The following is an 11,598-nucleotide window of genomic DNA, read 5'->3' as shown; positions in this document are numbered from 1 at the left end:
GCGGGCTGCGGATCGCCGAGACCAACCAGGTCGACCCGGCCGACATCGTGGTCCACGACGCGCACCGGGAGAACCCCGCCTACGCGTTCGCGCTGTCCCGGCTGTCGTCCCAGGACCTGCGGTACACGCCGATGGGCGTCTTCCGGTCCGTCCAGAAGCCCACCTACGACGCGATGATGGCCGACCAGCTCGACCAGGCCCGCACCACATCCCCTGCCGACCTCGACGCCCTCCTCGTCGGCAACGACACCTGGACGGTCGAGGCCTGAATCAGCGCGGTGTCACCCGCAGGACCTTGTCCTCGTTCCCACCGTTGTCAGTGGTGACGTAGAGGGCGCCGTCGCCGCCCTGCAGGACGCTCCGGATCCGCCCGTACGCACCCTCGAGCTCGGGTAGGCGGAACTGCTCCTGCAGGGCGCCGGCATCGTCGAGCCGCAGGGCGAGCACCCCCTGCCCCTTGAGCACGCCGACGAGGAGCAGTCCGTCGTAGGCGCCCCACTGGTCGCCGTCCAGGAACGTCGCCCCGCTGACGGCGATCGTGGAGTCCCCGGACGACCAGACCGCCGGGATCGCACCCTCGATGGCCGGGTCGGTCATGGGCACGCTCTCGTCGTACGTCCGGTCCCCGTCGGGGTCCCAGCCGTAGTTGCCGCCCTCCCGCAGCAGGTTCACCTCGTCGTCGCGGTCGGGACCGTGCTCGACGGAGAAGACCTGACCTGTACCGGGCCGCACGGCCAGTCCCTGCACGTTGCGGTGCCCGAGCGTCCAGACGGCGACCTCGCCGGTCATGGCGTCGGCCAGCAGCACCTTTCCGGCCCACGTGCGGGGATCCTGCGGGTTGGTGCCGACGGCGTTGTCACCGGTGCCGATCAGCAAGCCGCCCTGGTCGTCGAAGCGCAGCCGGCATCCGCCGTGCCGCCCCGACCGTTCGTTCACCGGAATGCCCCCGATCAGCGGGTCGGCGACGCGCGTGGCGGAGCTCCAGTCGGGGGCGGCGGTCCAGGCGATCACCGCGATCGAGGTGGGAAGTGACGTGCGGCCGTTCGCGACGACCCCCTGGCAGCTGTAGAAGCGCCGGTTCCCGGCGAAGCCCGGGTCCAGCGCGAGACCCATGAGGCCCGTCTCCCCCCGGGCGAAGATGTCGCCGAAGTCGGCGCGCACCTCCCGGACGGCGCCGTCCGGGAGCACGGCGGTCAGGCCGCCGGCGCGCTCGTCGACCAGCAGCGTGCCGTCGGGCGCCTGGACGACGTCCCATGCGTGGTCGAGGCCGTCGGCGACGACTGCGACGTCCAGCGCCGGCGCCTCGGCCGGCGACGAGCTGCCCGGCACCGACGACTGCGGCGGGGCGGGCCGCGGACCGCCGTCGGGCTCCTGGACACCGCTGCACCCGGCTACGAGCAGGAGCATCGCCACGGCCGCCATGCAGGGTCCCGCCGCTTGCTTGCGAGTGGTGGTGGGCATGGCGGTCCTTCGTCAGCTGGTGCGCGTCACCACGTAGTCGCACAGCGCCGACAGCGCGTCGCGCACGTCGCCGGGCGGCACGGCGTCCAGCCGTGCGCGGGCGCGATCGGCGTACTGCGCCAGGACGTCGTTGGCGCGGACCAACGCCTGCGAGGAACGCAGGAGCTGCAGGGCCTCGGCGTGCTCCCCGTCGTCGGTGACCGGCCGGCCGACGAGCTCCCGCAGTCGGGCGTCGGCGGGGTCGTCGCCGGCGAGGGCGAACAGCGCCGGCAGGGTCGCGATCCCCTCGCGCAGGTCGGTGCCGGGCGACTTCCCGGACTCCCCGCCCTGGCTGACGATGTCGAGCAGGTCGTCGGACAGCTGGAAGGCGACGCCGACCTCCTCGCCGAAGGCGGTGAGCGCGACGACGAGGGGCTCCTCGACGCCGGCGAAGCTCGCCCCGAAGCGCGCCGAGGTGGCGACCAGCGACCCGGTCTTGTCGGCGAGGACCTCGAGGTAGTGGTCGACCGGGTCGTCGCCCGGCTGCGGACCCACGGTCTCCCGGATCTGCCCCGTCACCAGCCGCTCGAAGGTCTGCGCCTGGATCCGCACCGCCTCCGGGCCGAGGTCGGCCAGGAGGTCCGACGCCCGGGCGAAGAGCAGGTCGCCGGTGAGGATCGCGATGCTGTTCGACCAGCGGCTGTTGGCGCTCGGCGCCCCCCGGCGCACGGAGGCCTCGTCCATGACGTCGTCGTGGTACAGCGTCGCCAGGTGGGTCAGCTCGCAGACGACAGCCGCCTCGGTCACCCCGACTGCGCGTGGATCGCCCAGCTGGGCGGCCAGCAGGGTCAGCATCGGGCGGAACCGCTTGCCACCCGCGGACATCAGGTGACCGGCCGCCTCGCGGACGAAGGGGTGTTCGCTGCCGACCGCGGTCGCCAGCGCCTCCTCGACACGGGCCAGCCCGTCGGCGAGCGCGCTGCCGAGGGCTCCCTCGGGGAGCCACGCGCCGACCGACGACGCCGGGGTGGAGATCCGGTGCCAGTCGTGGGTGTTCTCCGTGGCCGGTCCGTGAGGTGCAGCCTCGGTCGGGGTGCCGTCGACTGCGGCACGGGCTCCGGTCATCAACCGACGAAGATAGCCGCCCGCTCGGCGAGGTCGAGCACCGACCCGGGAACGATGCCCAGCGCGAGAGTCGCGGTGGCGGTGATCGCGAGGACGAGCGTCGTCGGCAGGCCCGGCACGCCGACCGTGGGACCGTCCGCCGCGGGCGGCGAGAAGTACATCAGCACGATGACCCGCAGGTAGAAGAAGGCGGCCACCGCACTTGCCAGCAGGGCCACCACCACGAGCGGCCAGGCCCCCTCCTCGATCGCCGCCCGGAACACCGCGAACTTCCCGGTGAACCCGGCCGTCAGCGGGATCCCGGCCAGCGCGAGCAGGAAGAGGCTCATGATGGCCGCCACCAGGGGTGACCGTGAGGCCAGTCCCGCCCACTGCGACAGGTGCGTCGCCTCGCCGTCGCCGTCCCTGATCAGGGTGAGGACGGCGAAGGCGCCGATCGTCGTGAGCCCGTAGGTCAGCAGGTAGAACATCGTGGCCGCCAGGCCGGAGCCGTCGCCGGCGCCCAACCCGAGCACGCCGGTGAGGAGGAAACCGGCGTGCGCGATGGAGGAGTAGGCGAGCATCCGCTTGAGGTCGGTCTGGGTGAGCCCCAGGATCGCGCCGATGACCATCGAGGCGATCGCCACGCCGTAGATGAGCGGCCGCCACGTCCACTCGCTGGTGCCGAAGGCGACGTAGAGCAGCCGGAGGATCGCGCCGAACGCTGCGACCTTGGTGCAGGCGGCCATGAAGGCGGTGACCGGGGTCGGGGCGCCCTGGTAGACGTCCGGCGTCCAGGTGTGGAACGGGGCGACGCTGGCCTTGAAGAGCAGGCCGACGATCAGCAGGGCCAGCCCGAGGATCAGCAGGACGTCGCCGCCCTCGGCGACGGAGGCCTCGCGGATGTCGCTCAGTCGCACGCTGCCCGTGGCGCCGTAGACCAGCGCCAGGCCGTACAGGAAGAAGGCCGAGGCGAAGGCGCCGAGGAGGAAGTACTTGACCGCCGCCTCCTGCGACAGCAGCCGGCGGCGGCGCGCCATCCCGCTGATCAGGTAGAGCGGGAGGCTGAGCACCTCCAGCGCGACGAACATGACGAGCAGGTCGTTCGCGGCGGTGAACAGCATCATGCCGCCGATGGCGAACGTCGCCAGCGGGTAGACCTCGGTCTGCACCCGGGTCGAGGTGAGCAGTTCCCGGTCGCGCGGGCTGCCCGCCGGCACCGCGGCCGAGGTCACGAACGCCGACCGCGCCGGGTCCAGCGCGCGCTCGGCGAAGAGCAGGATCGCCAGCGCGCCGAGGCCGGCGATCGTCGCCTGCAGGAACAGCCCGGCCCCGTCGACGGCGAGGGCGCCGGCGGCAGTCACCTCGCGGGTCCCGGCCAGCAGCAGGGTGCAGACCAGCCCGCCGACGGTGCCCACCAGCGCCACGGTGACCTGGACCGGGTGACGGGAGTCCCGCGGCCAGAACGCCTCGACGAGGACACCGATGCAGGCCGCGCCGAAGACGAACAGCAGCGGGGCCAGCGCCGCGAGGGAGAGGTCAGGGGCCTCGATCATCAGTCGGTCCCTCCGGAACCCGTGTCTCCGGCGCCGATGTCGCTCATGGTGGCGGCGACGGCCGGCTCGATCAGGTTGAGCAGCGGCTGCGGATAGACCCCGAACACGATGATCAGGGCGACCAGCGGCGCGACCACGGCGAGCTCGCGCCGGTCGAGGTCCCGCACCCGCAGGGTGGCCGGTGCGGGAGCCGCCGCCACAGCGGTGGCCCCGCCCCCACCCGGAACCGGCTCGGTCGGGTCGGTCTGGAGCAGCACGCCGCGGGCGGGGCCGTGCATCGTGCGCTGGTACATCAGCAGGATGTAGAGCGCGGCCAGGATGATCCCGACCGTCGCCAGGATCGTGAACACCGGCTGCTCGGGGAACGAGCCGATCAGCACGAGGAACTCGCTGACGAAGCTGTTGGTGCCGGGCAGTGCCAGCGAGGCGAGGCCGGCGACCAGGAACGCCCCGGCGAGCAGCGGCGCCTTCGCCGCGACGCCGCCGTAGTCGCCGATCTGCCGCGAGCCGCCGCGGGCGATCAGCATCCCGACGATCAGGAACAGCAGGCCCGTCGCGATGCCGTGGTTGACCATGTAGAGCACCGCACCGGTCGCCGCCTCGGTGGTGAACGCGAAGATGCCGAGCGCGATGAAGCCGAAGTGCGAGATCGAGGTGTAGGACACCAGCCGCTTCATGTCGCTCTGGCCCATCGCGAGCAGCGCGGCGTAGAGGATGCCGACGACGGCCAGTACGAGCACGAACGGCGCGAAGTACCTCGAGGCGTCGGGGAACAGCGGCAGGCAGTACCGCAGGAACCCGAACGTCCCGACCTTGTCCAGGACGCCGACCAGCAGGACGGCGCCGCCGATGGGTGCCTCGGAACCGGAGTCGGGCAGCCACGTGTGGAAGGGCACGAGCGGTGCCTTGATGGCGAAGGCGACGAAGAAGCCGAGGAACAGCAGCTTCTGGACGCCGGGGTCGATGTCGAGCTGGCGCAGCGCGTCGAAGGCGAAGGTGCCCTCACCGAGCTCGCTGTTGCTGACCACGAACAGCCCGATGACGGCGGCCAGCATGATCAGCCCGCCGACCAGGCTGTAGAGGAAGAACTTCACCGCGGCGTACTGCCGGCGTGGGCCGCCGAAGCTCCCGATGATGAAGTACATCGGGACGAGCATCGCCTCGAAGAAGACGTAGAAGAGGAAGACGTCGGTGGCCGCGAAGACGCCCACCATCATCGCCTCGAGCAGCAACAGCCAGGCGAAGTAGGCCTTCATCGAGCGCTGCTCGGGCAGTTCGTCGCGCCAGGACGCGGCCACCACCACCGGCACCAGCACCCCGATGAGCAGCAGCATCACCAGGGCGATGCCGTCGACGCCGAGGGCGAAGGAGACCCCGAAGTCGGGGATCCAGGACACCGCGGTGGTCAGCTGGAAGCGGTCGCCGCCGGTGTCGAAGGCCACCGTCGCCAGGACGGCCAGCAGCAGCACGACGAGGCTGATGCCCAGCGCCACCTGCTTGGCCAGGAGGTCGCGCCCCCGGGGCAGCGCCGCGACGACCGCCGCCCCGACCGCGGGGAGCGCGATCATGACCAGCAGGAACGGGAAGTCAGCCACGTCCGAGAACCTCTCCGTCGTCCATGAGCGTGCTCATCCCGTCGTCACCGCCAGCAGCGCGCCCGCGACGAGCACCGCGCCGCCGAGCATCCCGAGGGCATAGGTGCGCACGAAGCCGGTCTGGGCGCGGCCGAGGCGTGACGACGAACCGCCGAGCGTCGCCGCCAGGCCGTTGACGGCGCCGTCCACGCCCCGGTTGTCGAAGAAGACCAGCGCCCGCGTGAGCCACTGACCGGGGCGCATGAACAGCGACTCGTTGACCGTGTCGGCGTACAGGGCGTTGCGCGCCGCCCGGGTCACCGGGGACACGCGGACCGGGGCGGTGACCGGCACCTCGCGGCGGCCGACGAACAGCCAGGCGGCGAGTGCACCGAGCAGCATGATCACGGTCAGCGCGATGCCGATGGTCAGCGGCGCGATGACGTGCTCGGCCTCCTCCGGCTCGCCGAAGACCGGCTCCAGCCAGTCCGACAGCGGGAAGACCGACACCAGCAGCGCACCGGAGAACACCGACCCGACGGCGAGCACGATCATCGGGACGGTCATCACCGACGGCGATTCGTGCGGGTGGACGCCGTCCTCCCACCGGGGGCGGCCGAAGAAGGTCATGAGCATCAGCCGGGTCATGTAGAACGCGGTGAGGCCGGCGGCCAGCACCGCGATGCCGCCGAGCGCGTAGCCGAGCCAGTCACCACGGTCGAACGTGGCCTCGATGATCGCGTCCTTGGTGAAGTAGCCGGACAGGAACGGGAAGCCGATCAGGGCGAGGTAACCCAGTCCGAAGGTGACGAAGGTGACCGGCAGCTTCTTCCACAGCCCGCCGTACCGGCGCATGTCCACCTGGTCGTTCATGGCGTGCATGACCGAGCCGGCACCGAGGAACAGCCCGGCCTTGAAGAAGCCGTGCGCGAGCAGGTGCGCCAGTCCGGCGACGTAGCCGGCGGGGCCGAGCCCGACGGCCAGGAACATGTAGCCGATCTGGCTGACCGTCGAGTACGCCAGCACCTTCTTGATGTCGTCGTACGCGCACCCGGCGATCGCGCCGATCAGCAGGGTCAGCGCGCCGATGCACATGACGACGGTGCGCGCGGTCTCCGTGAGGTCGTAGATCGGCGCCGAGCGCGCGATCAGGTAGACGCCGGCGGTGACCATGGTCGCCGCGTGGATCAGGGCCGAGACGGGGGTCGGGCCCTCCATCGCGTCGGGCAGCCACGCCTGCAGCGGGAACTGGCCGGACTTTCCGCACGCGCCGAGCAGGAGCAGCAGCCCGATCGCGGTCACCGTGCCGCCGGCGAGGGTGCCGACCGTGCCGAAGACACCGGCGTAGGACGTCGTCCCCAGCTGGGCGAACATCAGGAAGATCGCCAGAGCGAGGCCGACGTCGCCGACCCGGTTCATGATGAACGCCTTCTTGGCCGCCGTGGCCGCCGCCGGACGCGTGTACCAGAACGCGATGAGCAGGTAGGACGCCAGACCGACGCCCTCCCAGCCGACGTAGAGGGCCACGAAGCTGTTGCCGAGGACGAGGAGCAGCATCGCGGCGACGAACAGGTTCAGGTAGGCGAAGAACCGGCGTCGCGCGGGGTCGTGCGCCATGTAGCCGATCGAGTAGATGTGGATCAGCGAGCCCACGCCGGTGATCAGCAGCACGAAGATCGCCGACAGCGGGTCGTAGAGCAGCCCGGCGCGCACGTCGAGCTCGCCGGTGGAGATGAAGGTGAACAGGTCGATCTCGGCGGACCGCTCCTCCAGCCCGGCCAACTGGATCGTGTAGGCCAGCGCGAGCGCGAACGCCGCGACGACGGTCGCCGTCCCCAGCAGGTGGCCCCAGCGGTCGGTGCGCCGGCCGCCCAGCAGCAGTACCGCGGCGCCGGCGAGCGGCAGCGCGATCAGCAGCCAGGCGGATGACAACAGGCCGTGGGCGGCAAGTCCCTCGGCGGGCAGTACGTCCATTCCCCGGTCCCCGTCAGTACTTCAGCAGGTTGGCGTCGTCGACCGAGGCGGACCGCCTGGTGCGGTAGATCGACATGATGATGGCGAGGCCGACGACGACCTCGGCCGCGGCGACGACCATGACGAAGAAGGCCATGATCTGCCCGTCGACGGTGCCCGTGGCGCGGGCGAAGGTGACCAGGGTCAGGTTCACCGAGTTGAGCATCAGCTCCACGCACATGAACACGACGATGGCGTTGCGCCGCACGAGGACACCGACCGCGCCGATCGTGAACAGGATCGCGGCGAGCACCAGGTAGTAGGTCAGCGTCATCGGTCGCTGCCTCCGTCCAGCGGCGCGGGGTCCAGCGTGCCGAGCGCCGCGTCGGGCGAGCCGAGCTGCCCGCGCCCGGTGGGGCGGGGCAGCTCGTCGGGTTCGGTGGGCTCGATGCCCGTCGCCAGGCTCTCGGGAGCGGTGCGGCCGTCGGGCAGGATCGCCGGGGCGGCCACCGAGTGCGCCCGCGCGTAGACGCCCGGTCCGGGGAGCGTGCCCTGGCGGTCGCCGAGGAACCGGGCGCGGGAGAGCTCCTTCTGGCTGCGCCGGCTGCCGGGCTCGCGCTCGATGTGGGCCAGCACCATCGCGCCGACCGCGGCGGTGATCAGCAGCGCGCTGGTCACCTCGAAGGCGAGCAGGTACTTGGTGAACAGCAGCTCGGCGATCGCGGGGATGTTGCCGCCCTCTCCCTGCGCCTCGTCGAGCCCGGTGACCGGCAGCCCCTCCGTCGCCCGGGCGATGCCGGCCCCGACGAGCCCGGCGAAGCCGACGCCGAGGATCGTGGCCGCGATCCGCTGCCCGCGCAGCGTCTCCACCACGGAGTCCGACGAGTCGCGGCCGACGAGCATCAGCACGAAGAGGAAGAGGATCATGATCGCGCCGGTGTAGACGATGATCTGCACCGCGCCGAGGAACGGGGCCTCCTGCACGACGTAGAAGACGCCCAGCGCGAGCATCGTGTTGACCAGCCAGAGCGCCGAGTGGACGGCGTTGCGGCTGAACACCATGCCGAGGGCGCCGGCCAGCGCGACCGGCCCCAGGATCCAGAAGACGACGGTCTCCCCGCCGCCGAGGGTCTCGGTCACGTCCGCTCCCGGATGACCGGCTCCGCAGGCGACGAGCCCGGCACCCGCAGGTAGTAGTCCTTCTCGTCGTCCCCGAGTCGCATGGGGTGCGGTGGCTGCTCCATCCCGGGCAGCAGCGGCGCCATCAGCTGTTCCTTCGTGTAGATCAGGTCCTGCCGGTTGTCGTCGGCCAGCTCGAAGTCGTTGCTCATCGTCAGCGAGCGGGTCGGGCAGGCCTCGATGCACAACCCGCAGAAGATGCAGCGCAGGTAGTTGATCTGGTAGACCGCGCCGTAGCGCTCACCGGGCGAGAAGCGGGCGTCCTCGGTGTTGTCGCCGCCCTCGACGTAGATCGCGTCGGCCGGGCAGGCCCACGCGCACAGCTCGCAGCCGACGCACTTCTCCAGGCCGTCCGGGTGCCGGTTGAGCACGTGCCGGCCGTGGTAGCGCGGCTTGGTCACCTTCGGCTCGAACGGGTACTGCTCGGTGGTCACCTTGCGGAAGATCTGCGCGAAGGTGACGCCGAAGCCCTGGGACGGCGCCGGCATGACGCTGTCCCGCACGGCCGGACGGCGGTCGCCCGTGGGCCGGGCGACCTCGCTCCCGGTCCGCCGCGCGGGTGTCCGGTCAGACATCGTCGGTCTCCTCGACAGTCGTGGTGCCACGGCGGCCCGTGCCGACGACGGGGGCGCCGTCGGTGGCGACCGGCTGGCGGCGCAGCCGTGGCGACGGCGGCACCTTCAGGTCCATCGGCGGGACGGGGAAGCCGCCCTCGGCCCGGCTCGGGCCACCGGTGGGACGCCGCCGCGGGCCGGCCGGCGGCAGCACCTCCGGCTCGGGGTCCGTCATGTGGACGGCGCCGGCGCTGGCGTCGGCGGCCATGAGCCGGGTGTCCCTGTTCGCGACCCGGCTGGCAACCAGCAGCCCGACCAGCAGCAGCAGCGCCACGGGGACGCCGACGTACAGCGCGACCTCACCGGTGGAGAGGTCGGCCTCCCGCGACACGGTCCGCATCGTGGCCACGACCAGGATCCAGACCAGCGCCGTCGGCACCAGGACCTTCCACCCGAAGCGCATGAACTGGTCGTAGCGCAGGCGGGGCAGCGTGCCGCGCAGCCAGATGAAGATGAACAGCGCGACGACGACCTTGAGGAAGAACCACAGCAGCGGCCACCAGCCGGTGTTCGCGCCGTCCCAGATCGAGATCGGCCAGGGTGCGCGCCATCCGCCGAGGAACAGCGTCGCGGCCAGCGCCGAGACGGTGACCATGTTGATGTACTCGGCCAGGAAGAACAGGGCGAACTTCAGCGACGAGTACTCGGTGTGGAACCCGCCGACGAGCTCGCTCTCGGCCTCGGGGAGGTCGAACGGCGCGCGGTTGGTCTCGCCCACGACGGCGATCGCGTAGATCACGAACGACACCGGCAGCAGGACGGCGAACCAGCTCGGGCCGGTGAACTCGAGGCCGAAGAAGGACAGCCGGTTGCCGTCGGCCTGGGCGGCGACGATCTCCGACGTCGACATCGTGCCGGAGTAGAGGAAGACCGCGACGATCGACAGCCCCATCGCGATCTCGTAGCTGACCATCTGCGCGGCGCTGCGGAGACCGCCGAGCAGCGGATAGGTCGAGCCCGAGGCCCAGCCGGCCAGCACGATCCCGTAGACGCCCATCGCCGAGCAGGCCAGGACGACGAGGACCCCGATCGGGGCGTCGGTGAGCTGCAGCGGCGTGACCTCGCCGAAGATGCTCACGCTCGGGCCGAGTGGGATGACCGAGAACGCCAGGAACGCCGGGATGGTGGCGATCACCGGGGCCAGGAAGTAGACCGGCTTGTCGGCCAGCGCCGGCATGATGTCTTCCTTGAAGGCCAGCTTCAGGCCGTCCGCGAGGCTCTGCAGGTAGCCGCGCCAGCCGACCCGGTTCGGGCCGATCCGCTGCTGCATCCGCGCGACGACCTTGCGCTCGAACACGATCGCGAACAGCGTGAGCAGCACGAGGACGACGAAGATGCCGACGATCTTGATGAGGACGATCCACCAGACGTCGTGCCCGAAGTCCTCCAGCGTGGGCTGGTTCGCCGTCGCCAAGATGCTCACAGCTCACTCCCCGCGCTCAGCCGGACGACCCCGCCGGGGCCGGTCCCGAGGTCCGTGCGGACCTCGCTGCCCGGAGACCTCATCGGCAGCCACACCACGTGGTCGGGCATCGGCGTCACCCGCACCGGCAGGGTGACCGAGCCGGTCGCCCCGCTGACGGTGAGCCGGTCGCCGTCGACCAGGCCGAGGCGCGCCGCGGCGTCCACCCCGAGCCGGGCCACGGACGGACGGGCCGTGCCGGCGAGCTCGGGCTCGTCCCGCTGCAGCGTCCCGACGTCGAGGAGCTGGCGCCACGAGGCGAGGACGGCGATCTCCCCCGGTCCGTCGGTGGCCGGCGACGGCGGTGGTGGCACGTCGAGCCCCACGGGAGGTTGGGAAGATCCATCGGCGGGGCGATGGGCCGCGCCCAGGGCGGCGAGCTCGGCGCGGGCCGCCTCCGGCGTGGGCAGCCGCAGGTCGACGTCCATCTCGTCGGCCAGGCCCTGCAGGACGCGGCCGTCGGGCAGCTGGCCAGTGCCGTGCAGCGTGGCGTCGAAGGACCGGACCCGGCCCTCCCAGTCGAGGTAGCTGCCGGCCTTCTCTGCGGCGGCGGCGACCGGGAGGACGACGTCGGCCCACTCGGTGACCGCGCTCGGGAACATCTCCAGGCTGACCACGAAGCCGGCGCTGGCCAGCGCCGCCTCGGCGAGCGCCGGGTCCGGCAGGTCGGCGGGGTCGACTCCGCCGACCAGCAGGCCCGTCAGCTGGCCGTCACG

General features: G+C 71.6%; 10 protein-coding genes and 1 pseudogene. 1 reads left to right on the top strand and 10 read right to left on the bottom strand.

Translation table 11 applies throughout. The annotated features are described in order from the left end of the window. Nucleotides 1-269: pseudogene (locus E4P40_RS22785) on the top strand (2-oxoacid:ferredoxin oxidoreductase subunit beta); the annotation flags it as partial. A 1-nt stretch (nucleotide 270) separates the two neighbouring features. Here the strand turns inward: E4P40_RS22785 and E4P40_RS22780 are convergent. The 10 genes from E4P40_RS22780 to E4P40_RS22735 all read right to left on the bottom strand — a co-directional run. After that, the gene (locus tag E4P40_RS22780) at nucleotides 271-1,461 is read right to left on the bottom strand and encodes a PQQ-dependent sugar dehydrogenase (protein ID WP_245160524.1); all 1,191 of its coding nucleotides are present in this window, start codon (nucleotides 1,459-1,461) and stop codon (nucleotides 271-273) included. A 12-nt stretch (nucleotides 1,462-1,473) separates the two neighbouring features. Further along, on the bottom strand, nucleotides 1,474-2,565 hold the full coding sequence (locus tag E4P40_RS22775; protein ID WP_135160674.1) for a polyprenyl synthetase family protein: 1,092 nt from the start codon (nucleotides 2,563-2,565) through the stop codon (nucleotides 1,474-1,476). Then, nucleotides 2,565-4,100: an NADH-quinone oxidoreductase subunit NuoN gene (nuoN, locus tag E4P40_RS22770; protein WP_135160673.1), complete on the bottom strand. Its 1,536-nt coding sequence runs from the start codon at nucleotides 4,098-4,100 to the stop codon at nucleotides 2,565-2,567. The genes E4P40_RS22775 and nuoN overlap by 1 nt, the downstream gene beginning before the upstream one ends. After that, a complete protein-coding gene (locus E4P40_RS22765) occupies nucleotides 4,100-5,695 on the bottom strand; it encodes an NADH-quinone oxidoreductase subunit M (RefSeq protein ID WP_135160672.1) in 1,596 nt (531 codons plus the stop codon). Before E4P40_RS22765 ends, nuoN begins: the two co-directional genes overlap by 1 nt. 33 nt (nucleotides 5,696-5,728) lie before the next feature. Continuing rightward, nucleotides 5,729-7,648 (bottom strand): NADH-quinone oxidoreductase subunit L, encoded by a 1,920-nt coding sequence (nuoL, locus tag E4P40_RS22760; protein ID WP_209305472.1) that lies wholly within the window; start codon nucleotides 7,646-7,648, stop codon nucleotides 5,729-5,731. A 13-nt stretch (nucleotides 7,649-7,661) separates the two neighbouring features. Then, nucleotides 7,662-7,961, bottom strand: coding sequence for an NADH-quinone oxidoreductase subunit NuoK (gene nuoK, locus E4P40_RS22755; RefSeq protein WP_116451019.1), 300 nt, complete (start codon nucleotides 7,959-7,961; stop codon nucleotides 7,662-7,664). Next, complete coding sequence (locus E4P40_RS22750) at nucleotides 7,958-8,767, bottom strand: NADH-quinone oxidoreductase subunit J (protein ID WP_135160671.1); 810 nt, start codon at nucleotides 8,765-8,767, stop codon at nucleotides 7,958-7,960. The genes nuoK and E4P40_RS22750 overlap by 4 nt, the downstream gene beginning before the upstream one ends. Beyond that, a complete protein-coding gene (nuoI, locus tag E4P40_RS22745; RefSeq protein WP_135160670.1) occupies nucleotides 8,764-9,381 on the bottom strand; it encodes an NADH-quinone oxidoreductase subunit NuoI in 618 nt (205 codons plus the stop codon). Before nuoI ends, E4P40_RS22750 begins: the two co-directional genes overlap by 4 nt. Beyond that, nucleotides 9,374-10,843 carry an NADH-quinone oxidoreductase subunit NuoH gene (gene nuoH / locus E4P40_RS22740; RefSeq protein ID WP_135160669.1) on the bottom strand — a complete coding sequence of 490 codons (1,470 nt, stop codon included), beginning with the start codon at nucleotides 10,841-10,843 and terminating at the stop codon, nucleotides 9,374-9,376. The genes nuoI and nuoH overlap by 8 nt, the downstream gene beginning before the upstream one ends. Then, nucleotides 10,840-11,598 (bottom strand): molybdopterin dinucleotide binding domain-containing protein (locus E4P40_RS22735; protein WP_167762348.1); only part of this gene is annotated, 759 nt, incomplete at its 5' end. The genes E4P40_RS22735 and nuoH, both read right to left, overlap by 4 nt.

This window comes from Blastococcus sp. CT_GayMR20 (assembly GCF_004570345.1).
This window is presented reverse-complemented; position numbering and strand designations above follow the sequence as displayed.

Excerpts from the sequence above, each read along its gene's own strand:
- E4P40_RS22780 (WP_245160524.1), bottom strand. The coding sequence starts at position 1,461 with ATGCCCACCACCACTCGCAAGCAAGCGGCGGGACCCTGCATGGCGGCC.
- E4P40_RS22775 (WP_135160674.1), bottom strand. The coding sequence starts at position 2,565 with ATGACCGGAGCCCGTGCCGCAGTCGACGGCACCCCGACCGAGGCTGCA.
- nuoN (WP_135160673.1), bottom strand. The coding sequence starts at position 4,100 with ATGATCGAGGCCCCTGACCTCTCCCTCGCGGCGCTGGCCCCGCTGCTG.
- nuoL (WP_209305472.1), bottom strand. The coding sequence starts at position 7,648 with ATGGACGTACTGCCCGCCGAGGGACTTGCCGCCCACGGCCTGTTGTCA.
- nuoK (WP_116451019.1), bottom strand. The coding sequence starts at position 7,961 with ATGACGCTGACCTACTACCTGGTGCTCGCCGCGATCCTGTTCACGATC.
- nuoI (WP_135160670.1), bottom strand. The coding sequence starts at position 9,381 with ATGTCTGACCGGACACCCGCGCGGCGGACCGGGAGCGAGGTCGCCCGG.